This is a genomic window from Oceanobacillus sp. FSL K6-3682 (assembly GCF_037976165.1).
In the GTDB taxonomy this organism is placed as follows: domain Bacteria; phylum Bacillota; class Bacilli; order Bacillales; family Amphibacillaceae; genus Oceanobacillus; species Oceanobacillus sojae.
The window spans coordinates 3,329,458-3,355,936 of the sequence record NZ_CP150263.1 but is presented as its reverse complement, the minus strand read 5'-3'; the positions used below and the strand labels follow the sequence as shown (position 1 = coordinate 3,355,936).

The window sequence follows — 26,479 nt, the reverse complement described above, 5'->3', positions numbered from 1 at the left end:
AATCAACTTGAAGAAGGGAGGTGAAATGTTAGATTCATTTGACGTATGCTTCATCATTTCATTAATAATTGAAATTAGTCATTAATATGGGTGGCAACTACCATTCATATCTTTGTTGCCTTTGTGATAATAACTCAAAATAAAATTTCGGAATATTTCATTTTAATTATTTTTAATATTTTTACCCTGTTTGATAAGTAGAAAAATCTTTAAGCAGCATGAATGACTGGTAGTAACCATATTATCTATATTAATGATGGGGGCGGGGTTGTGAAAAAGAAAATTGAAAATGTTGTATTTGATCGAGAATGGATTACATTAATAAAAGAAGCAAAAAAATTAGGCCTGTCACTTGAGGAAGTCCGCAAATTTCTGAATCATATAAGAGAAAAATCTAACGTTTGATTTGGATTTTATTTATAGAGCTTTTAAAAAATGCACCTTTAGCAAAATGTGGTAAAATAAAGATACCTAAGCAATATTGAATATCAATTTGCAAGGTGCATTTTCTTGTAAAATTACAATTTAAATATACAATTGATTTCTCTCCAGTCTAATTATTATACTTTTATTTCTAATTATGAAGGCGTAAAATACCATAATTATACTTAAATCCTCACTAAGAATTAACTTTCTATACATCCTCAAAATAATAATAGAACTCTTCACCAAAGTTATGATATAATTCGCAGAGAAAGAGGTGAAAAACTTGATTGGTGAAAAAATAAAACAATTGCGAAAAGAAAAGAGGATGTCACTTTCTGAGCTTGCTGAAAAAGCAGGAGTAGCGAAATCCTATTTAAGCTCAATTGAGCGAAACCTTCAATCAAACCCTTCCATCCAGTTTATCGAGAAAATCAGTCAAGTGTTGGATGTTTCTGTAAACGATTTAATAAATGATAATAATACGGTAGTTGAAACGGAGTTAGATAGTGAGTGGATGAAAATTGTAAAAGAAGCAATGGAATCCGGAGTTTCAAAAGAACAATTTAAAGAATATCTGGAATTTAATAAATGGCGGCGAGAACAAGATAAATAAGTCACCTAACCGTTTAGCAACGTGCTTTACGGTTTTTTTGATTATATGGACTTAAATTTTAATAAAACAACAACGTGATATCTTGATGAAATGACCTGCATCAAACATAGAAACTGAACGATAAAAGAATCGGCAAGGGAGAAGAAAGAAATGAGTACAAATGCTCTAATAGCAAAAGGGAATACTGCTGAAATATATCTTCATAACAATAAAATTGTAAAGGTTTTCAATGATTATTTGCCTGATACAGAAGCTGAGATGGAAGCGGGGAAACAAAGGTTTGCCAATTCAGCAGGTCTTCCTGTTCCGAAGGTCTTCGATGTTAGTGAGTTTCAGGGGAAACAAGCTATTATGATGGAATATATTAAAGGAAGCACTCTAGGAGACTTGTATTTAAGTAATAAAGAACAAGCAGAATATTACCTGGCTGTTTCCGTGGATATCCAGCAAAAGATACATCGGGTGATTTCCAATTTAGATGCTTCGGAGTTAATGTATGATAAGCTTTGCCGGCAGATTAAGGCGGCTGTCAGTTTAACAGAAAAATATAAAAACGATCTATTGCGAAGACTGGACACGATGACTTTTGAAAACAGACTTTGTCACGGAGATTTTCATCTGTTTAATTTGATTTCAGCAGACGGAAAGATGTATATCATTGACTGGGTTGACTCCAGTGCCGGAGACATCCGGGCCGATGTATGCAGGACATATCTTTTATATAGTCAGCATTTTACTGAATTGGCTGACAGCTATCTTCAGATTTACTGTGAGAAGAGCGGATTGTCCAAAGAGGAGATTTTGCGGTGGACCCCAATAATTGCCGGAGCGAGGTTATCAGAACAAGTGTCAACAGAGAATACAGCCCAATGGATAGAAATTATTAACAGCTATCGTTTATAATGGAAATAAAATAATTTTGCTTAAAAAGATGTATAAATGTTTTACTTAAGGAGATGCGGATCAATGAATACAGATTATTGGACGAATTTGGACTATATACCAAAGCATGTAGCAATGATTTGTGATGGAAATGGACGATGGGCAAAAAAACGGGGATTGCCGCGCAGTGCCGGTCATCTTGCAGGTGTGAATACTGTGAAGGAGATGACTATTGAATGTAAGAAAGCAGGCGTAAAATATTTATCTCTCTATGGATTTTCCACTGAAAATTGGAAGCGCCCAATCAAAGAAATAAATTATTTAATGCAGTTATTTGTGAAATTTTTGCTTGAGTGGAGACAGGAAGCGATAGAAAATAATATACGTTTCCTTCATATTGGTGATTTGAATGGATTACCGGAAAAATTAATAGAGGAAATAAACAAAACTATTTTGTTGACCAAAGATAATGATGGTATGGTTTGTAATATAGCTCTAAATTATGGAGCAAGGTCTGAAATTATTCGGGCTATAAAAAGAATTAACGATGCGTCACAAGAAGATAATACAATCATTCAGTCGCTTAATGTAGAAAATTTTAATCATTATTTACATACACAGGAGCAGTCTGATATTGATATTTTGATTCGTACTGCCGGAGAACGCAGAATTAGTAATTTCCTGCTTTGGCAGATACATAATGCCTATTTATGGGCGGATAAAACATTCTGGCCGGATTTTAAGGTTGAAAATCTGGCTGTGGCTTTTCAGGATTATAACAGCTATTTGATGAAGCAAAAAGTATAACCAGCTTCCGTTAGTATATGAAAATATATTTTCCAAGTGTTATACAGAGATATGATGAAATGACACAACAAGGAGTATTGCATGAAGCAGCTTGCAGAACTAAAAAATATTAACAAGAAATATGGAAAGAAGAAAGTTTTATATGATGTTTCCCTTCACATAAAAGAAAAACAGGTTATTGCCATACTGGGGGAGAATGGAAGCGGTAAAAGCACCTTTTTACGGATTGCAGCAGGGATAGAACGGCCGGATTCAGGGAAGATTTTATATGCTTTTAAGAACATGCGGACTGGTTATGTACCGGAAAGGTTTCCCAAATATCTCCGTTTTACACCGGATGAGTATTTGCACTATATCGGAAAGATAAATGGTATCCCAGAAGCTATTCTGGAACAGCGTATTTCATTATTATTGCGTCGTTTTCAATTAGATAAATGGAGTAATCGAAGAATTAATGAGTTATCCAAGGGGAATATCCAAAAAGTCGGGATTATTCAAGCAATTCTTCAGCAGCCGGAACTATTAATTCTGGATGAGCCGTTATCTGGATTGGATATATCAGCGCAGCAGGAATTACTTTCTATCATCAGCGAATTGAAGGAGCAGAAGACAACGGTATTGTTGACCTATCATGAAGCTTCTATATTTGAGGGGATTGTGGATCAAACCTATTACATAAGAGATGGCCGCCTGGCAGAAGAAATGCTGACGGAAAAACAAGGTATGAAGCTGATTGAGACAAAAGGCTTCATAGATAGCGATGTAGAGGAATGGAAGGAAGTATTATATAGTGAAAAAAGAGAAGATAGATTATTACTATATGTAAGCTCTAAAAATAGTAATCAAATTTTAATGAGAGTTCTTAAATCTGGAGGAAGTATCGAATCTGTTAACAGCACAGATGTTAATAACTAAGGAGAGATTTTTTGAAAGATGTAATTCAATATAGTTTGCATGACTATGTACGTTCCCATAAATATTTTCCGCCAATTTCCACTTTTTTTGTGTTAATCCTGGTGTTTTATACATACAAGCCAAATCCAATTATTGATAGTTATGCGATTACGGCATTATTTTTATTTGTGATTTCCGCCTGGCTGTGTTTGAGTGTTCTATCCCTGGATTCACCTGTACAAAGACAGCTGATGATTTTGCATTTGGGAAGCAGCTATCGGTATTATCTGGCAAAATTGTTGACTGTTGCACTGATTGCCGCTCTGTTAACTGTATTTGCATTTCTCTATCCCATTATTTTTAATATGTTTTCTGATTCTGTATCTCCTGCCGTTGGTTTCATATCCTTTGTAAATCATCTTCTCTTAGCTGTTCTGGGAATTGGTGTTGCCGGATTTTTTAGTAAGATGATGATGGAAAGTGCTATCAACGCTTATGGAGGTTTAGTGCTGACTATTATTTTGTCTATTGCTGCACCCGGTATTGAGAATATTTTACCTGCATCGTTTAAATACATTGTCTGGCTTTTACCCCCAGCAACAATTACACAACGGCCACTGATTCAATGGAAGGGAGAAAGTTTGTCCGGTATATCCTATCTTCCATTTTTATGGATTATGATTTATGCTGGAATTATTCTGCTGTTGTTTCTAATATTGGCAAATAGAAGACGGTAATAAATGATGCTATTAGCATAGTTTGATAAGCAGCAGAAGATTTACAACATAGAAATAGAGGTGGAGATTCTTGGCTGGTGTACTTTCTGTTTTGTGTACTGTTTTATTAGTTTTTAATTTTTGGAAAAACAGAAAAGAACTTAAAGAAACGTATTCAAAACTTAATTATGTTCAAGTATTCGGCGTGCTTATTTCGTATTTGATAACAGTTGCGATTGTATTTGTACTTATTTATTATGTTGGAAACTGGCTTGTCAGCTTTATCCCATTTACTTTTCTCCGTTCTGCCATATTTTTTGTAATTGTAGTTGCCGTACTATTTTGTTGTTTAGGTTTGCTTAACAAAGTATTAGCAAGAGTAACAAAAGGTGTTTTATAAGAGGGCGCGCAAAAAGCAGCTATATGATGATTAATGAACTATTTATGATATCTTTCGGTAGGTTGGGCTGGAGCTGCGATTACTTGCCCCATCGAAGTACTTTTGCGATTACTCGCCTTACAGGAAACATTTGTGATTATTTATCTCACCAAAAATTCCCGCAAAATGTAGTATTGTTTTAATACAAATTCTTTTTTCTGTATATATTAATCAGCTAAAAGGAACTGTTATTAAAAAACGAAGAACAAGCTTTTGTTTAAGAATTATTCTGGAATATATTGAATAAAAAGTACCTTTCGAGGTGCTTTTTTTATTTGAAATAAATCACCATTTTCGAGAGTGTTTTTTCATATCTTGATAGTCATCAATTATTTTCTTTTTCCCTCATTATAAAATAACAGTGTGAACAGAGAGGAGGGAAAGAAAATGAAGTTGCAGAAATTATTTATAAAACATAAGTATACCTTTGTACTTATCGGCGGTGTTTTGATTGTTCTAGGGTTTATTTTTAAATTTTCATTTGATTGGGATTTAGGATATTCACTTGCAATGATAATGGCTTCCGTTATTGGTATTCCTTCGATATTTATCCAAGCGTATCAAGCACTAAAAGTAAAAATAATCAGTATTGAATTGTTGGTATCTATTGCTGTATCTGGAGCGTTTATCATTGGTGAGTTCAGTGAATCAGCTATTGTTATCTTTCTGTTTTTATTTGGAGGTTTATTGGAACAAAAGACACTAGAGAGAACACGTTCAGCCATTCAGGAACTCATAAAAATGGCACCTGCCAGTGCTTTACGGATCGATAAAGCTGACATAGAAGAAATTCCTATTGAGGAAGTAAATAAAGGAGATTTGCTTCTTGTTAAAACGGGAGCACAAATCCCTGTAGATGGTGCTATTCGAGAAGGGGATGGCTATATCAATGAAGCGAGCGTGACAGGAGAATCCAGGGTAACTGGCAAAGCAATCGGAGAGAAAGTGTTTGCCGGTACAATTTTAGAAAATGGTACGTTGAAGATAGAAGCTGAGAAAATAGGGGAAGACACGACTTTTGGAAAAATTATTGAACTTGTTGAAGAAGCACAGGATAATAAATCTAAAGCGGAACGATTTATTGACCGTTTTGCAAAGTACTACACGCCGATTGTATTGCTGCTTGCGTTTATCGTCGGTTTTCTTTTTCAGAATATCCACTTGGCAATCACGATTTTGATTTTAGGATGTCCAGGAGCATTGGTTATTGGTGTACCTGTTTCTAACGTTGCCGGAATTGGAAATGGAGCAAAGAATGGCATTTTAATAAAGAACGGTGAATTGATGAACGCAGTTAGTAAAGTAGATACAATGATATTTGATAAAACAGGGACATTAACCAATGGCAAGCCGGCAGTTTCTGAAGTGAAAGCATATACGGATGATATACAAGAAGCGCTTTGGCTGACTGCCAGTGTGGAAAGAGAATCAGAGCACCCGTTGGGACAAGCAATATTAGACTATGTGAAGGAAACCAGATATGCAAAAATTAATAAAACAGAAGTTGTGAAAGGACAGGGAATTATTGCACAAATCGATGCACAGAAAATAATAATTGGTAATCAAACATTAATGGAGAATCATGCTGTTTTAGTAAACAGTCAAGCAGAACAGGACTTACTCCGCCTCCAACAATCAGGAAATTCTACGGTGTTTGCAGCAATTAATAATCAGCTGGCATTGTTAATTGGTGTTAAAGACCAAGTTCGTCCAGATGCAAAAGGAACGCTGCGGATATTAAAACAAATGGGAATAAAGTATTTTGTAATGTTGACAGGAGATAATCAGACAACAGCAGAGATGGTGGGAAATGAATTGGGAATAACGGAGATCCATGGTGACTTCCTTCCAGAAGATAAATCCAGCTTTATGAAACGGCTTCAAGATAAAGGAAGAACGGTAGCTTTTGTCGGTGATGGTGTGAATGATAGTCCTTCTATCGCTTTAGCAGATGTAGGAATTGCAATGGGAAATGGCACGGACGTAGCGGTGGACACCTCTGATATTGTTTTAATACATTCTAATTTTAAAAAATTAATTCACGCCTTTGGTTTAGCAAAGAAAACAGTAGCAAATATGAAAGAAAATATCATTATTGCTGTGGGTACAGTGATTTTTCTGCTTATCGGATTAGTTTTCGGATATATTTACATGGCCAGCGGTATGCTGGTACATGAATTAAGCATCTTAGCAGTTGTTATCAATGGGATGCGTCTATTACGTTATCGTACAAAATTTGAAAAACTTGATAGCTATCAAGTACTAAATGAAAAATTAGAAGCACAATAAAAATATAAATAAAAGAAAGAAGGGGTTATTCATGGAAAAAGTAATAATTCAATTAGAAAGCCTAACTTGTCCATCATGTATCCAAAAAATTGAAAGTGCTGTTCGGAAGCAGCAGGGTGTTAAAAAGGTTAATGTACTATTTAATGCCAGCAAGGTAAAAGCGGAAATTGATAATAAGGAAACAAGTGCTGACAAATTAACAGGAGTTATTGAAAATCTGGGTTATACAGTAGAAAATACAAAAGTACAGGCATATAATTGAGAAAAGAAGATAGATTCTCAGCTTTATTCAATTTCTTAAATAAAGCCGGATTTTGAAACGGAGGGCTTACGATGAACCAAGAGCATTTATGTGTAGCCGCAGTACCACTTTTTCATCATTTGAATTTAGAAGATCAAAGGTTGATTAATCCGCTGGTAAATCATCGTATTTTTGAAAAAGGAGAGCAGATTATTACACCCGATGGAGACCCGAAATTAGTTGTGGTTGCACGTGGAAATATGAAGGTATATCAACTTTCAGCAGCTGGCCGCGAGCAATTATTAAGAGTTGTCGGACCCAGTGGCTATGAAGGGGAAGGTTTGCTGTTAGGAGCCCGAAATGAAAATCTATTTGCTGAAGCATTGCAACAAACAGAAGTCTGCTTGTTAACACAGGAGGATTTTCAAAAAATATTATTGCAGTATCCGCAATTAAGTTTGAAGCTGTTAGAAATCAATGCCCAAAAAATGATGGAGGCAGAACAGCAAACCCGATTTTTAATGATGGAAAAAGTGGAAGAACGCTTAATGACGTATCTCCTTGATTTATATAAAACCACTGAATCAGCGCAAGTAGAAATTCCAATGAAAATGAAAGAATTAGCTTCTTTCTTGGGAACAACACCAGAAACAGTTTCCCGAAAATTAAAATGGCTGGAACAAGAAGGACTTATTAAAAGGAATAGAAATAAAATAAAACTTCATGATAAAAAGGAATTGGAGAACCGTTTATTATTAATCTAAAAAAGACAAGTCTCGTAAAAGACCTGTCTTTTTTAGATTAATAATTACTGTAATATTGCTGTTCCCATTCCTCACGCAGCATCCCCATACGGATAGAATCATAATATTCTCCATTGTAATACCGGACCTTCCGAATCCGTGCTTCCATCTGCATCCCGAGTTTTTCCGCTACTCGAATCATCCGCTGGTTGCCGGACCAGGTAGTTAAACCGACACGTACGAGGGGTAAATGGTTAAAGAGATGATTAATCCATAATCTCAAAGCTCGTGTGCCGATGCTCTTCCCCCAGGATTCTGCTTCATGTAATACAATACCCATTTCCAGCCAGGATGAAGGCTCGTGCTCCCAGTAATAAGAAACTGTTCCCCGAACCTGACCGTCAACTTCTACAATCCAGCAATTTTCGGAAGCTAACCAAACTTCTTGCTCTGACAAAAAGGCTTCTAACGGTTTTGTCTGATGTGGGAAATAAGGGGCGTCCCATTTTTTCCATTCCGGTTTTTCATTTTTAAAAATCAGTTCCCACAAACGTGGTAAATCTTCTTTTTTAATAGTGCGAATCGTAAGGTTATTATCTGTATACATCAAATGATGAATCTCCTTTTCACTTCATTTTTGTTTGATTTTTTCTATGAAAAATGATTGAAAAGGGAAAATATCTTTACTTTCCAATCACCTGTATAACCTGTTTCATTTTAAATCAGCTCCTTTAGATTGAATTACATTGATTATAACAAAAAATGGTTAGAAATGTGGACATAAAAAAACAAGCGTAACTGCTTACGCCTGTTTTAAAAATTATTATTGAAAAGATTTAGCTCCAAGATAATGGTCTTGCCAGTAATCAATGCTCATATCTGCAACAACCATTTGACCGCTTCCGCTGCTTGCGTGAATCATTTGATTATTACCAATGTAGATTCCGCTATGAGATGCACCGGCTGTATCGTAAGTTCCTTCGAAGAAAACAACATCGCCAGGGCTTGGAGAATCTACATGCACTCCGTCATTTGCCCACATTCCAGCGTGTGTACGGGAAACACTGATACCCACTTGTTCAAATGTATAGTTGATTAATCCACTGCTGTCTAATGCAGAAGGATTTGGGTCTCCTGGTGTGTATGCTCCGAATTGATAAGGAATTCCTAGTGCACTTTCTGCTGCAGCTACAATATTTGCCCCGCTGGCTGTAGCAGGTGCTTCTGTTTCACTAGAGTCGTCAGAATTATCTACTTCCTCAATTACAAGCTCACCTTCATCTGCTTCCGGTTCAGAAGCTTCTTCAGAGCTTGGCGCTTCTGGAGCTGCCTCAACAGGATTTCCTAATGCTTCAGAAGTAGCTGGTCCTACAATACCATCTACCTGCAATCCTTGATCAGATTGGAAATTTCTTACGTCTTGTGCAGTAAGTTCACCAAAGATACCATCTACATTGCTGGAAGAGTAACCAAGATTTTGTAATGAACTTTGTAATTCTTCTACTCCTGAACCTGAATCACCTTGTTGAATAAGAGAAGAATTAACTGTTGCAGACGGAGTTTCTGTCTCAGAAGATTGTTCTGCATTAATATTTGGGAGGTTACTTTCTTCGTAGGTGATATCTCCCTCAGAAGATCCTTCTCCTGCATTAGCTAATACGCTGGATCCTACCACTGGAGTAAGAGCTAGAGTTGCTGCAAATGCAGTAGAAATTACATACTTTTTTGCGTTAAGATTCGATGGTGCCAAAAGAATTCCTCCTTAAAATTTTTACTATAATTTTGTTGAAAAATAGAAACCTATGTAGAAGATTTCATTCCATCATGATGTGCTTGTCCGTAAAACTCCTGCTACTAGTCAGAGAGAAATACGAATTGATTGATAACTAGAGTAATGGACATGAACATCTTGACCGCTCATTAAGCTGTTAGGTGAGCGTTTATTTTTTTCACTATGTACAAGTTAACATAGAGACATCACAAGAAGGTGTCCATATTTTTAAGGAACGATAACAAATTATTAAAATATATTACAGGATTAGACACGTTTCGATATTGTCTACATCAATATTTTCAGAGAAATTCACTGTTTTTTCATTTCATTTTCATGTCGAAAAGCTATTTTTATTACAATCCTGTAAAATAAATCTCTCTTTTTTCAAAGATAATTAGAAATCCTGAAGAAAATACGGTATCCTTTAAGGTAATTAGCCAGATTACAAGAGTTATTTGCTGGTAACTGGTCTGCAAAATGAAAATACCGATGAAACCTTTTATTATATTCAAACGTACAAATACATAAGCTCGGAAGAAAGGGATGATTCAGAATGGGTTTTTTTAGAGGCTTTTATTCATCTGAACGAGAAGCAAAGAAAAGCAGGCAAAACTTACAGAAAAGTAAAAAAGAAATGGATAGGATAATGCGGGAAATGCGTGCCAAAATAGATACAATTCAAGTAAATATAACAAGAATAAATGAAGAAATTATAGAAAAACAGAGCCTTGCAGATAAATTTGCAAAGTATGAAGAAAGAACAGAACAACCTAATGAAAAAAGCCGTTTTCAAATACAAAGAGAAGCGGCACTCCAAGAGATTGAAAAATTGCAAAAGCAAAACTATGATTTAGAAGCTCAGATGGTTCCTTTCAAGCAAAGCTATGAGCGGATGAGCCAGACGTTTAATGAAACCTTTGACCGGCTCGACGCAATGCAGAGAGAAACTACGGCTAAAGAAAATGAAGCGGATATAATAAAATATACTGCAAAAGAAGAAGAAAAAATTCAGTTTGAGCTTGCTGAGGCAGAGGCACTGCTTGAATTGCGATCAGAAAAATGAGGTGAAGACGGATGTTAGTACATTATAAATGTCCTAATTGTGGGGCGGATATGGGATTTGACAGTGCATCTGGTCACTTGGCTTGCGATAGCTGTGGTCATGAGGAGCATATTGATACATTTGATGATGTAAATATTACGCAGTCTTTTGAAGAAGATGAGGCGAAAGAATATCATTGTGAAAACTGTGGAGCTGTTGTCTTGACAGATGCAGATACAACAGCGACATCATGCAGCTTTTGCGGTGCAGGAGTGGTTCTTGCTGATCGATTATCCGGTGAGCTGGCCCCTGCTAAAGTTATACCATTTACCATCAGCAAAGAGGAAGCGATGCAGGCATTTAAAAAATGGTGTAAAAATGGCAGGCTGACACCAAAGGGCTTTATGACAGCTGACCGCGTCAAAAATATTACCGGAATGTACGTCCCGTTTTGGATGTATGACCTGGATAATGATGTAGAGGTGAAGGCAACAGGAACCAAGGTGCGTACATACCGGCGCGGAGATTACCGTTATACAGAGACAAAGTATTATCGGGTACACCGGGATATTGATATCAGTTATTTAAAGGTTCCTGTGGATGCATCAGAAAAAATGGATGATGAGCTGATGGATAAATTAGAGCCTTATGACTACAACAAGCTGGAAGGCTTTAAAACACCTTATTTAGCTGGTTATTTAGCAGAAAAATATAATTATACCGATGATGAGCTGTTTGATCGGGTAAAAGCAAAAATCAGAGGATTTTTGGATACTTATATAGGTTCAACTGTACGGGGCTACACCTCTGTAAATTATGAACAGAAGAATATCCGTACAAAGAAAGCAAACAGCTATTATGTGCTCTTACCGGTTTGGATGGTTTATTATGATTTTGATAAACAGGAGCATACATTTGCGATGAACGGACAGACAGGGAAAATTGTCGGTAAGCCGCCGCTGAGCTATTCAAAGGCTGCACTCTGGTTTTCTGGCATTGCCGGCGGATCATTTGTTTTATTCAAAACAATAGCTATTATGCTGGGCGGTGATATTTTATGAGAAAGTATATAATCACAGCCAGTTTTCTTTTACTAATATCTTTATTTATTATTCCTGGAGTTTTTGCAGAGAAGCAGTATATTTACGATGATGCAAATATATTTACCGATAATGAGAGGACCGACCTGGAGCAGAGAGCAGCTGAGTATAGTGAAGAGAATGAGATTGATATTCTTATTTTGACGAAGGGCGAGCAGGATGGAATAGATATTGAACCGTATATCGAGGATTTCTATGATGCGCAAGGACCCGGATATGATGGGAATCATGGAGATACTGTTATTTTAGGCCTCGATTTTTCTAAGGGGCCGGGAAATCGCGACATATATGTAGCGGGTTTTTATGAAGGGGAAAAATATATAGATAGTGATCGTGGACAGCAAATCGTAGATCAGATCATTCCAGATTTATCAGCAAATGATTATTATGATGCGAGCTTATTATATTTTGAAAAAGTAGATAAATATATGGGAGTTAGCCCATTGGTAAATCCAGATGGTTTTTTACTTCAGACATGGTTTCATTTATTGGTTGCTGTTATAATTGGGGCAGCTGTGGTCGGCTCAATGATTTTTAATATGGGTGGACGTGTAACAACTAATGCAAGCACGTATCTTGATGCAAATAATTCACGCGTGAAAAACAAGTCAGATAGATACTTGCGTCAAACCGTTACGAAAACAAAAATTCAGAAAAACACTGGAGGTGGCCGCGGAGGTGGCGGAGGTGGAATGACAAGAGGAGGTCATTCACATTCTGGAGCACGCGGTAAATTTTAACTTATAGAAGGCTATATAGAAAGGATGATCTAAATAATGGGTTTTTTTAGAGGTCAGTTAGCAAATGTTGTAGAATGGGAAGAGTTTCGAGATGATATGATTTTCTGGAAATGGAATAACAGGGAAATTAAAAAAGGGAGTAAATTAATTATTCACCCCGGTCAGGATGCTATCTTTTTTAACCAGGGAAAAATTGAAGGTGTTTTTAAAGATGAGGGAGAATACGAAATAGAGTCAGATATCATTCCTTTTCTATCTACATTGAAAGGATTTAAATTTGGATTTAACAGTGGAATGCGTGTGGAAGTGCTGTTTGTAAACACGAAACAGTTTACTGTAAAATGGGGTACAAAAAATGCCATAAATATTCCTTCACCGCAGCTGCCTGGCGGGATGCCGATCCGAGCCAACGGAACCTTTCAATTTACGGTAAAAGATTATGTGAAACTGATTGATAATATTGCAGGAGTTAAGGACAGCTACCTTGTCGAGGATATCCGTCTAAGAATCACAGCGATTCTGGATCAATTACTGATGAAGTGGATTACCAAAGAAGGTAAGGATATGTTTAATCTTCAGGCAAATTCCTTTGAAATTGGTGAGGGAATCAAAGAAGATTTGGATATGCAGGTAAACAAGGACGGTTTTGAGATTAATGGCTTCAATATAATCAGCTTTAATTATCCGAAAGAAATTCAGGATATGATTACTAAAACAGCATCACATGGCATGATTGGTGACATGGGCCGTTATAAAGACGTAGCAATGACAGATGCGATTTCTTCCGGGAAATCAAATGGCGGTAATTCAGCAACGGATATGGCCGGTATGATGATGGGGATGCAGATGGCAAAAGAAATGATGAATGGCAGCAATGAGCAAAAGTCAGCAAATCAACAGCAGCAAAATCAAAGCGGTCAACAAAATCAAAATCAGAGTCAACAGCAAAATCAGCAGCCTCAGAATCAACAGGAATCCTCAGGTAATGAATCAAGTGGATCCATTCCAAATTTCTGTCCGAACTGTGGAAGTAAAACACAAGGAATGAATTTTTGCGGAAATTGTGGGTATAAGCTGGTTTAAAGACGAACAACAACTGGAAAATCAGAAAATGGAGGTATCATCTTAATTAGATGGTATCTTTTTTTATTTCACTAGCCATCGTTAAAAGGACTAATTTAATAAGAATAGTACGTTTTTAATTAAATGGGAATTTTCAAAAAATATCAGAAATTCTATTGATATAAAATAAATTACTATGCTACTATATTGTTAATTTAATTAATTAAGAAACTTTTAGAAGGAGGACAGAGTATGAATTTCGAGAGCTTGATTGGAATGAAAGGCAAGGTTGCAGTTATTACAGGAGCAGCCTCAGGAATTGGTTTAGCCACATCTAAATTATTCGCTCAATTAGGATGTAAGGTAATTCTGTTAGATATTAATGCACAAAATGGGAAGGCAGCAGCAGAAGAAATTATACATAGTGGAGGAAGTGCAGTATTTATCACTTGTGATGTCACTTCTGAAACAAATATAAAAGAAGTTATTCAAAAAGTTGTAAGCGATTTCAATAAAATAGATATTCTCTTTAATAATGCAGGTGTAATCAAGCGTAAAAATTTGCTGGAGCATTCGGAAGAGGAATGGGATTTAGTCATGGATGTTTCTTTAAAGAGCATATTCCTTTTATCGAAACAAGTCATACCGATTATGAAAGAGAGCGGTGGTGGCACAATTATTAATACAGGCTCTGGATGGGGTCTAAAGGGAGGAGATAACGCTGTTTCTTATTGTGCATCAAAGGCAGGTGTAGTTAACCTGACAAAAGCAATGGCTATCGACCACGGCAGTGACAATATCAGAGTAAACAGTATTTGCCCGGGGGATACAGATACACCGCTTTTAAGAGGAGAGGCAAAACAACTGAATGAAGAAGAAGGAAAGTTTTTAGAGGATTCAGGTAAAGACAGGCCATTGAGCAGAATTGGTACACCGGAGGATATTGCAAAAGGTGTTTTATTTTTAGCAAGTGATTTATCAGAATGGGTTACTGGAACAACTTTAGTAGTGGATGGTGGAGGATTAGCGTGATAAAGGAGGATGATAAACAATGACTAAAACAATAACACACCCTTATTTACCAAATACAAACTCGGAAATAAAGACGCAGATGCTTAAAGAAATTGGCATAGAAAGTATTGAAGAATTGTATCAGACGATACCGGATGAATTAAGATATACCGGCAAATTAAACATCCCGGAAGCTCTGAACGAATTTGAGCTGAAAAGAGAAGTCGGAAATTTACTACAGGAAAACAAAGGAACAAATGAAGTAATCAGCTTTTTAGGAGGAGGATGCTGGCAGCATTTTATCCCGGCTGTATGTGATGAAATAGCTTCCAGAGCAGAATTTGTAACGGCATACGCTGGAGATGAGTATGAAGATCATGGAAGATTCCAGGTGCTATTTGAATACCAGAGCCTGCTGGCGGAATTACTTTGTGTAGATGTTGTAAATGTCCCGACATTTGACTGGGGACAGGCAGCAGCAACTGCTATCAGAATGGCGTCCAGATTAACAAAGAAGAGAGAAGCACTTGTACCTAAAACGATTGCACCAGAGCGATTAAAAATTATTTGGAATTACTGTTCACCGGATATAGAGATAAAGCTTATTGACTATCAGGAAGCGACAGGGGAATTAGATTTAACCGATCTCAAGAACAATATTTCAGGACAGACAGCAGCAATATATTTTGAAAACCCAAGTTATCTGGGATTTTTAGAAACTCAAGGAGAAGAAATAAGCAGGATTGCTAAAAGCTCAGATGTTATTACGATTGTTGGTGTTGATCCAATCTCATTAGGTGTACTGGAATCGCCTGCTCAATATGGTGCAGATATAATCTGCGGGGAGCTCCAGCCTTTAGGAAACCCTATGAATTATGGCGGAGGACAGTCAGGTTTTATTGCAACAAGAGATGAGATTGAATACATTTCAGAGTTCCCTTCCAGATTATTTGGAATTACTCCTACGAGTCAAGAAGGGGAATACGGGTTTGGAGATGTTTTCTATGATAGAACTTCTTTTGCAAAACGGGAAAAAGGAAAAGAATCTGTCGGAACACAAACATCTATGTGCGCTATTACAGCTGGGGTTTATCTTGCATTAATGGGGCCGGAGGGAATGGCCGAGCTGGGACAGACTATTATGCAGCGCAGCCAATATGCTATGAAGAAGCTTAATGAAATAGAACAGATAACCTCGAGTTACTTTAACAATGTAAGCTTTAAGGAATTTGTTGTCGATTTTAATGAGACAGGAAAAACAGTGGCAGAAATTAATCAATATTTATTAAGTAAAGGAATCTATGGCGGTATTGATTTATCAGAAGAATTTCCGGAATTAGGGCAATCTGCCTTGTTCTGTGTAACAGAGGTTCATAGTAAAGCAGATATTGATGCATTAGCAAAGGAATTACGTTCATTTTTGTAAAGGGAAGGAAGTGAGTATATGCAAGAGATTAAAAGCCAAAAGAAGGTTAGAGATTTTCATCAGGCAAAGTGGAATGAGCCAGTCATATTCGAGCTTCATCAAAAAGGAGAAAGAGGCGTTGTACCGCCAAGAACAGAAGAGAAGATTGCATCTACAATCGGTGACGGGGTATCAAAGCTCCCAGGTCATTTGAAGAGAAGCCGGGCACCAGAGCTTCCGGAGATTTCTCAAAACAGAGTACTTCGGCATTATCTTAGACTGTCACAGGAAACATTAGGAGCGGCTTTTAATGTGGAAATTGGTCAGGGAACATGTACGATGAAGTATTCCCCGGTAGTAAATGAAAAGCTTGTTGCCTCGGAAAAGTTAAGATCTCTTCATCCAAAGCAGGATGAAGAGACAGTTCAAGGCACTTTGAAAGCAACGTATGAACTAGATTTATATTTGCGTGAAATTTCTGGAATGGACTATTTTTCATTTCAGCCGGGGTCGGGCACCCAAGCACTGTTTATGATGGCATCCATGGTAAGAGCATACCATGAGGCAAATGGAGAAGGAGAACAAAGGGATGAGATTATCACCACTATATTCTCGCATCCTTCACAAGCGGCAACTGCGGCAGTAAAAGGATATAAGATAATCACATTATATCCAGATGAAAACGGCTTTCCGGATTTAGAAAAATTAAAAGATGCTGTCTCTGAAAGAACAGCCGGATTTGTTGTTGCAAATCCTGAGGATACAGGAATCTATAATTCTAAAATCAAGAAATTTACGAAGGTTGTCCATGATGCAGGTGGTATTTGCTACTATGATCAGGCAAATGCAAATGGGCTGCTTGGGATTACGCGGGCAAAGGAAGCAGGTTTTGATATGTGCTTCTTCAATCTTCATAAAACCTTCTCTACACCGCATGCGTGTGGAGGGCCGGGCTCAGGTGCTGTCGGTGTCGTCGAAAGGTTGAAGCCATATTTACCAAAGCCGATTATTGAGAAGCATGGTGAAAAGTATGTTTTGAACACAAATTTAGAGCATAGTATCGGCAAGGTCCGTTCTTACTATGGTGTAGCTCAAAATATTATTCGTGCATATGCATGGATTCGTGCACTGGGGCCTGATGGTTTAAAAGCAGTTGCTGAGACAGCGGTTCTTAATAACAATTATTTATACAGCAAAATAAAAGAAATAAAGGGTGTAGATGTGCCTTATGCGGAAGGCGGCAGGTTAGAACAGGTTCGTTACAGCTGGGAGCCATTGTATCAGGATACAGGCATTACGACAGAGGATATCTCAAGAAGAATGGCAGACTTTGCCCATCAGTATTGGACAAGTCATCATCCATACGTTGTTCCGCAGCCATTTACATTAGAACCAACAGAATCTTATTCAAAGGAGGATTTGGACGAGTATATTAGAAGCTTGACTCATATATCCAATGAAGCGTATACATCTCCTGAGGTTATACAGTCAGCACCCCATTGCAGTTCGGTTCATAAAATTACGACGGATAAATACTTTGAAGATCCGGAGCATTGGGCAATTACCTGGAGGGCTTATTTGAAGAAGTATAAGAATACAAAAGAAAAACAGACTTAAAAAGGTATGACATTCATTAGGAAACTATTTTATGAGAGGATGGTTTAAATGAAAAGGAAGCTGGTTGTACTGCTTAGCGCTTTTCTTTTATTGATGATATTAGCGGCTTGTCAAAGTGAGGAAGCTGATGGAGATAGCGATGAAGTAACTTTAGAATTATGGAATAATCTTGCGTCTGGATCTACTTTTTTTCCAAAATTAATTGAAGAATTTGAGGCAGAGAATCCAGATATTAAAATCGAATTGAATAATGTAAATGTAGAATCAAGTGATGCAGAGTATCAAGCGGCAATATCTGATAATAGTTTACCTGATATGTTTATTACGGATGCATTTTCAATGAATGAACTGGTAGATTTAGATTTGGTTCACGAGCTGAACAGTGTATTTCCAGAGGAAGCACAAGAAGAATATACAGAAGGTGTTTTTGACGAAGGAAATACAAGAATTGGAGATAATATTTACTTATTCCCGATTTTCAAAGGCGGAACATATATGATGTATTACAACAAAGCAGTATTAGATGATTTAGGCATAGATACTGTTCCGGAAACATGGGATGAACTGCTTGCTGTAGGAAAAGAAGTATATGAAAAGTCAGACGGGAATACAGAAGGTTTGATATTCGGTGGGACTTCCGGCTGGTTAGTAGATGCTTTTGTCCAGCTTATGGCTACAGAGCTTTCTCCTGAGAGCAGAATGGACTATGTGAATGGCGAATACAGTTTTAATAACGAAGGTAATGTTGAAACAATTGAATTTCTTAAAGAAATGCTTGATGAACATGCACTCTCACAGCTCACATTAGAAACAAATTCTACAGTTGCCAGAGAATATTTTGCAGTAGGAAGAACAGCATTCCTTATCGACGGAAACTGGACTGGTCAATTACTGGAAGATGAGAATGAATTTAGTGACTGGGGTGTTGTCCAGCTTCCTACTAAAAATCCAGACGGCAAGCAATATGGTGAATTTGGCGTGTCCAGTAATGATGGTATGTTTGTATCTAATAACACCGAGCATTGGGATGAAGTAGAGAAGTTTTTAATATTTTTAAGGGATAATATGTATGAAGAATTAGTAAATGTAGGAGAGGCAACGATTGCTAAAGAATTTGATTTAGTAGATGGAGAAGCTCCATTTGAACAGATTGAGGATATTCAGGATATCTTTTCAACAATGAGTATTCAAGTTCCTAATCCGCTCGTGGTAAACCCGGAGGCACTGGACGTGCAATTAGAGGTGCTGAAAAATGGACCGGATTCATCGCCAGGAGAAATTCTAATGGGTTATTTAACAGGACAGGTATCTGATTTAGAAGGAGAGCTGGAGGCCTATGAATCTGCCTATAATAAAGCATTTGATGATGCATTAGAGGCACATGAAAGTGTGACACGGGAAGTTTTCCAATTCCCTGATTGGGTACCTTATGAGCCGTATACAGAGGAAGATCATCAGTAAAATAAACCTTACTCTGAACAAATTTCTATTATGGATATATATTAATGCGTGAACATCCTCTATTAGATGAAATGAATGGAAGGAAAGCGCAGAGCTGATTGTCATTTTATCATAATGGTTTTGAACTTAAGGTATGGAAATAATGAGGGAGGCTTCTACAAAAAAAGACAATACAATGTAGAGGCTTACCTCATTTAATCTTTCGAGATAGGAGAATCTTCCATGGCAAAGAAAATAAAAAGCAGTAATGGAATTAGTAAATATAATAGAAATAAATATATTTGGGCTTATATTTTTATACTTCCCCAAATCATAGTGTTTTTTGGTTTCTCACTTTATCCAATCGTTATGAGCTATGTGTATTCCTTTTATGATTGGTCAGGAATTGGCCCATTAACCAATTTTGTTGGGCTGAAGAATTATACGAGAATACTTACTGAATCAAGCTTTTGGAATGCATTTGGAAATACCTTTGTTTATACAGCTGGATTTACAGTTGTTTCGATTTCCATTGCTTTAATACTGGCACTAGTATTAAATAATCCAAATTTAAAAGGAAGAGGCATATATCGGACAGTTTATTTCCTGCCAGTGGTTACTACAATGGCGATTATCGGGATTGTTATGCAGAATATCTTCGGAACACAGGGGTTCTTTAATGAGTTTCTTAAAGCAATTGGTCTAATTGATCAATCTATTTCATGGTTGTCTAATCCAGTCTTGGCTATGATTCTTTTGATTATTATTGGTTCATGGAAGGAAATTGGAATAACAATGATTTATTGGCTGACCGGCTTACAAATGATACCAAGAGAAGTGTATGAAGCGGCAAAAATCGATGGTGCCGGATCCTGGCAGACATTGCGATACATAACACTGCCATTGCTTAAACCAATTGGTGCCACGATCTTACTTTTGACAGTTGTCAGCAGCATGAGAGTTTTTGATTTAGTAAAAACACTGACAGAAGGTGGTCCATATTTTGCGACGGAGACACTTGAATTATACATTTACCGTTTTGCATTTGCACCAGATGGCCCATCGCAGGTAGGATTCGCATCTGCGGCAGGAGTTATTTTAGGACTGACTGTATTTATCATCAGTTTAATTCTGGGATGGGTTGTTTATAAAGTAAGTGGTCAGAAGAGAAAACCGCTTGGTGGGGGGATTAAATAAAATGAAAAATCGCACTGCTATGTTTATGACACATACCCTTTTAATAGTTTTTGGGATTATTTGGATTTATCCGTTTATATGGATGATTTCATCGTCATTCAAAACAAATAGTACATTTCTGACCTCGGGAATCAACCCGCTCCCAGAGAATATACATTGGGATAACTATATCCGTGCTTGGGAAGTAGCTAACTTTTCAGGATACTTTTTGAACTCAGTCATTATCACACTATCAACAGTATTAATTGTCATCACGCTTAGCTGTTTAACCGGATATGCTCTTGGTAGAGTAAAGTTCCCAGGAAGAAAAGTTATTATTACAGTTGTTGTAGCTTTAATGTTCATCCCATCCGGATATACGATTATCCCACTCTATGAATTAATGAAAATGCTTGGGCTATCCGATTCCTTATTTGGTGTAATATTAGCTGAATCAAGTGGTGCTCATATTTTATTTATATTATTATTTGCTGCCTTTTTCTCAAGGGTGCCTCAAGAAGTGGAAGACTCTGCGGCTATTGATGGAGCTGGATTTTTTAGAACCTTTGCAAAAATTGTTCTGCCGACTGCCAAGCCGGTTATAGCTACAGCAGCAATCATGCAATTTATCTGGACTTGGAGTTCATTCTTAGTCCCGCTTGTACTAACATTAAATAGTCCAGAATTGAGAACGCTTGCAGTGGGAATGCTCTCATTTGTGGGAAGATACCAAACGGATTGGACAGGAATGGCAGCAGGAGCAAGTATATCCTTAGTACCTGTAATTTTAATATTTATTGTGATGCAGCGCTACTTTATTGAAGGTATATCTGGTTCTGTGAAATAGTGGTAGAAGCTTTCACCGGTAATTAGAATACTGATTTTCCTATATCAGCCGGAAGTGAAGTCTTTCTATTATTACTTACTAATCAAAAATGTTTAGATATTAGCAAAATGATTGGAGGAGAGGACGGTAATGGCCTTTGATATAAAGAACATTCCCTTTAGCAGATATGGATCTTTTTTATCTGTATCATATTTAAAGAAGAGAAAAGGTTTAGAGGAAGGATTATATTTAAGGAATATCCGAGGTGGAGACGATAATGACGGAGCTGTTTTTAAAATAGATGTATTGGCAGAGAATGAGGTTGTTCCATTTGAAAGTGTGCTGGAGCCAACTTCCTTAGAGCTCGTTTCCGAGCATGGTTCGGTAAAATTGGTTATGGGGGATGTAGATAATGTTTGTCTTTCCTCTGAAAATGTAGGTATTCGGTTTACTTTAGTCAGACATGCCTATGATAATGCTTTTTCACGATCAGATAAGAGCTGGCAAATTAATGTTTTCTCTAAGAAAATAAACTTTATGACGACTGTTTTGGAGGGGGATTTAACAGTTGATGCTCCATGGAATGTAAATGGCTGTGAAAAAGTAATTATTGATTTCCTGCCATCGGCAAAAACAAATAAAATGAATGGAATTTTAGAGGAATTTACAATAACTTATAAAAATAAAGAATTCAAACAAGATTTTGAAGTCTGTCATAAAAAGGTGAAAGAGTCGTTTCAATCTTGGCAAGAAAAGGTATTGTCAACACCTAAAGAATATGAGAAAGGTACAAAACAAGCAGCATATATTACCTGGTCCAGTATGGTAAGAGAAGAAGGAAAGCTTATTCGTCCTGCAATGTATATGTCGAAAAATTGGATGACGAATATTTGGAGCTGGGATCATTGCTTTAATGCAATGGCATTGTTAAAACATCAGCCTGAATTAGCCTGGGATCAGCTGATGATTTTCTTTGAAAATCAAGACAGCACCGGGATGCTGCCAGATTTTATAAATGATGAATTCGCTTATTGGAATTGCACAAAGCCGCCTATTCACGGCTGGACAGTATTATGGATGCTGGATAGGTCAGAAAGTATATCAAATAATCATTTGGAAGAAATTTATACCCCGCTTTCGAAATGGACAAACTGGTATTTAAAATACAGAGATTATAATAAGAATGGTTTTCCTGAGTATCATCATGGAAACGATAGCGGTTGGGATAATAGTACAGTCTTTAGTGAAGGTATTCCTATAGAAAGTCCGGATCTATGTGCTTTCTTAGTCTTACAAATGGAAGCATTAGAAAAAATAGCTGTCAGACTCGAAAAAGATAATGAAGCTGAGGTATGGAAGCAAAAACAAGAAAGCTTGTTAGAAGCATTTCTGGATTACTTCTGGAAAGAAGACTATTTTACGGCATATGTAGCTGATCAGCAGGTGAAAACTGGAGATAGTTTATTGCTATTTATGCCAATTGTACTTGGAAAGCGGCTGCCAAAAGATATTTTAAACAACCTTGTTGAGGGATTGAAGGATGAATCAAGGTTTTTAACAGATAATGGATTAGCTACTGAAAGTGTATCAAGCACTTATTATGAGTCAGATGGTTATTGGAGAGGACCTATTTGGGCCCCTTCTACGATGCTGATTATTGATGGCTTATATAGAGCTGGAGAAGTGGGCTTTGCCAGTGAGCTTTCTAAGCGCTTTTGTAATATGGCGAATAAAAATGGAATGGCAGAAAACTTTGATGCTATTACAGGAGAAGGATTAAGAGACAGGGCTTTTACATGGACCTCCAGTGTCTTTTTAATTTTAGCAAATGCATATGTTTAAAAATAAATAGTTAAGAAACTTACGATTACAAGTAAGGGAGAGAATAATATGCGCGATTATAAAACTTGGGAAGATATATCAATAACCGATATCAATCGCAGGAAGCCGAGAGCTTATTTTAAATCATTTCCGACAAAGGAAGCTGCAATAGCTGGAAATAATAGAGGGACCCATCATTTTAAAAGTCTAAATGGCTCATGGTATTTTCAATTTTTAAATGCACCAGAATATGCAGAGACGGGGATAGAGCAGCCAGATTATGATATCAGCAGCTGGGAGAAGTTAGTTGTGCCGGGCAATTGGCAAATGAACGGATATGGGAGTATGCATTATTCTGATTTGTGGTATAACTTCCCTATCAGACCGCCTTATGTACCGTCAGATAATCCAACGGGGATTTATAAGCGGAAATTTATTATAGAGGAAGCATGGTTTTCTCAAGGCATTATTCTACGTTTTCACGGTGTGGATTCGGCTTTTCATGTTTGGGTTAATGGTAAAGAGGTTGGCTATAGTAAAGGGGCAAGAATAACGAGTGAATTTGATATTACATCTTATCTGCATAAGGGAGAGAACGATATTACAGTTCGTGTCTATCAATGGTCTGATGGAACATATTTAGAAGATCAGGATATGTGGTGGTTGAGCGGTATATTTCGTGATGTGGAAATTTATACGCAGCCTTGCAGCGGATTAGAGGATATAAAGATAGATACATATCTTAATAACCAGTATAAGGATGGCAAATTAAAGCTTTCAGGAGAATTAAGAACAGACAGAGGTCCATTAAGGCTTGTTTATGAATTATATGACAGGAATAAAAAACAAATTTTGCGGGGAGAAAAAGAGGCAGAGAAATCATTCTCCATTTCTGAAGCGATAGATGGTATCACTCTATGGAGCGCAGAGAATCCTTATCTGTACCAGCTTATTCTATTCGTTTATCGAGGGGAAGAATTAATAGAGGTTATCCCAAATCAAGTAGGCTTTCGTGAAATTGAATTAAAAGGGAATGTGTTTACTGTGAATGGGGTGGCTATTAAACTCAAAGGAGTAAACCGGCATGACTTTCACCCGAAAACTGGCAGAGCTGTTACAGAGGAGGATATGAGAAAGGATATCCTTTTAATGAAGCAGCACAATATTAATGCCGTCCGCACTGCTCATTACCCAAACGCACCATATTTCTATGATCTATGTGATAAGTATGGAATGTATGTTATTGATGAAGCAGATATTGAGTGCCACGGGTTTGAATTAACAAATCGTTATAATTGGATTGCTGAGGACCCGGTATGGCAAAAAGTAATGGCGGATAGAGTTGCCAGAATGATAGAAAGAGATAAAAACCATCCTTGTATCCTGATGTGGTCACTTGGCAATGAATCCAGCTTTGGTGAAAATTTTAGAAAGCTGGCAGCTGTTTGCAGGGAAAAGGACCCAACGCGGCTGGTTCATTATGAAGGGGACCGTGAAGCAGAAGTAACAGATGTTTATTCCACCATGTATACTTGGCTGGAAGCTCCAAATAGCAAGAGAAAAACAATGGAAGACATTATTGAAACAACGAAAAAACCACATATTCACTGTGAATATGGACATGCGATGGGAAATGGCCCGGGGGGATTAAAAGAGTATCAGGACTTAATTTATGCACATGATCATTTGCAAGGGGGCTTTATTTGGGAGTGGTGTGATCATGGAATTGAAAGCACGGATGAAAATGGAACGGTTTACTATCGCTATGGCGGAGATTTTAAAGATGATCCGACAAATGGGAACTTTTGTATCGATGGGCTTGTTATGCCTGATCGGAGGCCATCTCCGGCTTTAAAAGAATATAAGAAGATTATTGAACCCGTTCATACACAAGCACTCGATTTGGGTAAAGGCATACTGGAAGTAGAAAACAAATATGATTTTATTTCATTACAGGAATTGGTGTTATATTATACGATTCAAAAAGAAGATGAAATTATTACCTCTGGAAGTAAGCAATTAGCAGACATTCCTGCCAGACAGAAGAGAAATATTATATTAGATTATGATCTGGATTTTTATATAGAGCCTGGCTCTGATTACTATCTAAATATTTCTTATAAAACGGATAAAAATGTATCTTGGGCTGCTGAAGGTTATGAATTAGCAAATGCACAGTTTCTGATGCCATTAAAAAAAGAAGTGCAGCCAAAATCACCGAAAGAAGTAATTTCCATGGAAGAAAAGAGCTTTGAACTCGTTGTTCGCGGTAATGATTTTGAAATCATTTTTGATCGTGTGAATGGAAAAATGCTGTCTTGGAAAAAGGATAATAAATCGCTGATTCAATCGGGACCGGTATTGCAGTTTTGGCGGGCACCGATTGATAATGATATGTATCTGCTGCATGATTATAAAGAAAAATATTTTATGCATCTCTGGCACGAAATGGTGGATGAGGTCTCTTATAGCAAAGAAGAAAACTATGTTCATATCCGCGTTTTAACGGTTAATGGTACAACCAATTCAGCCTGGTATTATCAATGTGAATACAGCTATAAAATATTTGGGAACGGAGATGTTCTCTTCCAAGTACAGGGAACCCCAGCCGGCATGATAGAAAATGCTCCGGAAATGATTCCGAGAATCGGTGTGGAATTACAGCTGAATAAAGAAATGGAGCATGTGAAATGGTATGGCCGCGGTGAAGGGGAAAGCTATGTCGACTCTAAACAGGCAAATCTATTTGGCGTGTATCAATCAACAGTAGACGACATGTTCACAAATTACGTAAAGCCACAGGAAAATGGAAATCATACAGACACGACCTGGATGAGGTTATCCGACAAGCAGGGAACTGCCTTTATGGCATCAGCAGTTGAAGAAAAATTTGATTTTGGAGCAAGCTTTTATGATATAGAAGATTTAGAAACAGCTAAACATACCATTGATTTACAAAAAAGTGACTATATTCATTTACATCTGGATTATAAGCAAAATGGGCTGGGCTCTAATTCTTGCGGACAAAATCAATTGAAAAAATACCGCTGTACATTTGAACCTTTTACATTAAAGCTGAAGCTGTCAGTCTATCAGCAATCGGAAATTACGGATATATGGAAGGGAAAAGAAAAAATAATCGATAAATAGCGTTCCAGGGGGCTTGGTGCTCCCTTTTCTGATAAATACCCTCTTTTAGGAAAAAGTATAAGCACTAACAAACGTTTCGTGATGTAAAACAGATACAATATGCTATAATGCAAATAAACTTAGCATGTTATTAACATTTTTTGTTGAACAATAAATGAAAATGATTATTCCTGGAAGGAGTAATTACAGTATAATAAAAATATAACAAATTAAAATCTCGTAATCATAGTTAGACGGATTAAGATTCTACGAAAAACTACAAAAG

General features: G+C 37.0%; 24 protein-coding genes. 22 read left to right on the top strand and 2 right to left on the bottom strand.

The window, feature by feature from the left end; genetic code table 11:
* Positions 1–222 precede the first annotated feature (222 nt).
* The 10 genes from MHH51_RS16670 to MHH51_RS16625 all read left to right on the top strand — a co-directional run bounded on the left by MHH51_RS16670 (position 223) and on the right by MHH51_RS16625 (position 8,071).
* Positions 223–405, top strand: a complete 183-nt coding sequence (locus MHH51_RS16670) for an anti-repressor SinI family protein (RefSeq protein WP_186813690.1) — start codon at positions 223–225, stop codon at positions 403–405.
* Between the two features lie 304 nt (positions 406–709).
* Positions 710–1,039, top strand: coding sequence for a helix-turn-helix domain-containing protein (locus MHH51_RS16665; RefSeq protein ID WP_147211645.1), 330 nt, complete (start codon positions 710–712; stop codon positions 1,037–1,039).
* Positions 1,040–1,189: 150 nt separating this feature from the next.
* The gene (locus tag MHH51_RS16660; protein WP_147211644.1) at positions 1,190–1,942 is read left to right on the top strand and encodes an aminoglycoside phosphotransferase family protein; all 753 of its coding nucleotides are present in this window, start codon (positions 1,190–1,192) and stop codon (positions 1,940–1,942) included.
* Between the two features lie 63 nt (positions 1,943–2,005).
* Positions 2,006–2,728: a polyprenyl diphosphate synthase gene (gene uppS, locus MHH51_RS16655; protein ID WP_339282549.1), complete on the top strand. Its 723-nt coding sequence runs from the start codon at positions 2,006–2,008 to the stop codon at positions 2,726–2,728.
* Positions 2,729–2,809: 81 nt separating this feature from the next.
* On the top strand, positions 2,810–3,643 hold the full coding sequence (locus tag MHH51_RS16650; RefSeq protein WP_147211642.1) for an ABC transporter ATP-binding protein: 834 nt from the start codon (positions 2,810–2,812) through the stop codon (positions 3,641–3,643).
* A gap of 11 nt (positions 3,644–3,654) precedes the next feature.
* Complete coding sequence (locus MHH51_RS16645; protein ID WP_147211641.1) at positions 3,655–4,359, top strand: hypothetical protein; 705 nt, start codon at positions 3,655–3,657, stop codon at positions 4,357–4,359.
* A gap of 70 nt (positions 4,360–4,429) precedes the next feature.
* A complete protein-coding gene (locus tag MHH51_RS16640; RefSeq protein WP_156988537.1) occupies positions 4,430–4,738 on the top strand; it encodes a hypothetical protein in 309 nt (102 codons plus the stop codon).
* A 426-nt stretch (positions 4,739–5,164) separates the two neighbouring features.
* Complete coding sequence (locus tag MHH51_RS16635) at positions 5,165–7,066, top strand: heavy metal translocating P-type ATPase (RefSeq protein WP_339282548.1); 1,902 nt, start codon at positions 5,165–5,167, stop codon at positions 7,064–7,066.
* Between the two features lie 31 nt (positions 7,067–7,097).
* Complete coding sequence (locus MHH51_RS16630; RefSeq protein ID WP_147211638.1) at positions 7,098–7,328, top strand: cation transporter; 231 nt, start codon at positions 7,098–7,100, stop codon at positions 7,326–7,328.
* A gap of 71 nt (positions 7,329–7,399) precedes the next feature.
* Complete coding sequence (locus MHH51_RS16625; protein ID WP_339282547.1) at positions 7,400–8,071, top strand: Crp/Fnr family transcriptional regulator; 672 nt, start codon at positions 7,400–7,402, stop codon at positions 8,069–8,071.
* Between the two features lie 37 nt (positions 8,072–8,108).
* On the opposite strand, the gene MHH51_RS16620 is transcribed toward MHH51_RS16625, so the two are convergent.
* Both MHH51_RS16620 and MHH51_RS16615 read right to left on the bottom strand, forming a co-directional pair.
* Entirely contained in the window at positions 8,109–8,657 is a 549-nt protein-coding gene (locus MHH51_RS16620) for a GNAT family protein (RefSeq protein WP_156988608.1), read from the bottom strand.
* 216 nt (positions 8,658–8,873) lie between these two features.
* Complete coding sequence (locus MHH51_RS16615; RefSeq protein WP_147211636.1) at positions 8,874–9,800, bottom strand: NlpC/P60 family protein; 927 nt, start codon at positions 9,798–9,800, stop codon at positions 8,874–8,876.
* A 577-nt stretch (positions 9,801–10,377) separates the two neighbouring features.
* Here MHH51_RS16615 and MHH51_RS16610 point away from each other — a divergent pair.
* The 12 genes from MHH51_RS16610 to ebgA all read left to right on the top strand — a co-directional run bounded on the left by MHH51_RS16610 (position 10,378) and on the right by ebgA (position 26,214).
* Complete coding sequence (locus tag MHH51_RS16610; RefSeq protein WP_147211635.1) at positions 10,378–10,887, top strand: hypothetical protein; 510 nt, start codon at positions 10,378–10,380, stop codon at positions 10,885–10,887.
* 11 nt (positions 10,888–10,898) lie between these two features.
* A complete protein-coding gene (locus tag MHH51_RS16605) occupies positions 10,899–11,927 on the top strand; it encodes a TFIIB-type zinc ribbon-containing protein (RefSeq protein WP_147211634.1) in 1,029 nt (342 codons plus the stop codon).
* Positions 11,924–12,706: a TPM domain-containing protein gene (locus MHH51_RS16600; protein ID WP_339282546.1), complete on the top strand. Its 783-nt coding sequence runs from the start codon at positions 11,924–11,926 to the stop codon at positions 12,704–12,706. Before MHH51_RS16605 ends, MHH51_RS16600 begins: the two co-directional genes overlap by 4 nt.
* 36 nt (positions 12,707–12,742) lie before the next feature.
* Positions 12,743–13,789: an SPFH domain-containing protein gene (locus MHH51_RS16595; protein WP_339282545.1), complete on the top strand. Its 1,047-nt coding sequence runs from the start codon at positions 12,743–12,745 to the stop codon at positions 13,787–13,789.
* A 231-nt stretch (positions 13,790–14,020) separates the two neighbouring features.
* Positions 14,021–14,800, top strand: a complete 780-nt coding sequence (locus MHH51_RS16590; protein WP_339282544.1) for an SDR family oxidoreductase — start codon at positions 14,021–14,023, stop codon at positions 14,798–14,800.
* 19 nt (positions 14,801–14,819) lie between these two features.
* Positions 14,820–16,205: an aminomethyl-transferring glycine dehydrogenase subunit GcvPA gene (gene gcvPA, locus MHH51_RS16585; RefSeq protein ID WP_186813689.1), complete on the top strand. Its 1,386-nt coding sequence runs from the start codon at positions 14,820–14,822 to the stop codon at positions 16,203–16,205.
* Between the two features lie 18 nt (positions 16,206–16,223).
* Positions 16,224–17,801 carry an aminomethyl-transferring glycine dehydrogenase subunit GcvPB gene (gene gcvPB, locus MHH51_RS16580; protein ID WP_339282543.1) on the top strand — a complete coding sequence of 526 codons (1,578 nt, stop codon included), beginning with the start codon at positions 16,224–16,226 and terminating at the stop codon, positions 17,799–17,801.
* A 48-nt stretch (positions 17,802–17,849) separates the two neighbouring features.
* A complete protein-coding gene (locus tag MHH51_RS16575) occupies positions 17,850–19,262 on the top strand; it encodes an ABC transporter substrate-binding protein (protein WP_339282542.1) in 1,413 nt (470 codons plus the stop codon).
* 222 nt (positions 19,263–19,484) lie between these two features.
* The gene (locus MHH51_RS16570) at positions 19,485–20,438 is read left to right on the top strand and encodes a sugar ABC transporter permease (RefSeq protein ID WP_147211629.1); all 954 of its coding nucleotides are present in this window, start codon (positions 19,485–19,487) and stop codon (positions 20,436–20,438) included.
* A 1-nt stretch (position 20,439) separates the two neighbouring features.
* The gene (locus MHH51_RS16565) at positions 20,440–21,264 is read left to right on the top strand and encodes a carbohydrate ABC transporter permease (protein WP_156988549.1); all 825 of its coding nucleotides are present in this window, start codon (positions 20,440–20,442) and stop codon (positions 21,262–21,264) included.
* A gap of 129 nt (positions 21,265–21,393) precedes the next feature.
* Positions 21,394–23,085 (top strand): trehalase family glycosidase, encoded by a 1,692-nt coding sequence (locus MHH51_RS16560; protein ID WP_339282541.1) that lies wholly within the window; start codon positions 21,394–21,396, stop codon positions 23,083–23,085.
* 48 nt (positions 23,086–23,133) lie between these two features.
* Complete coding sequence (gene ebgA, locus MHH51_RS16555) at positions 23,134–26,214, top strand: beta-galactosidase subunit alpha (protein WP_339282540.1); 3,081 nt, start codon at positions 23,134–23,136, stop codon at positions 26,212–26,214.
* Positions 26,215–26,479: the final 265 nt, after the last annotated feature.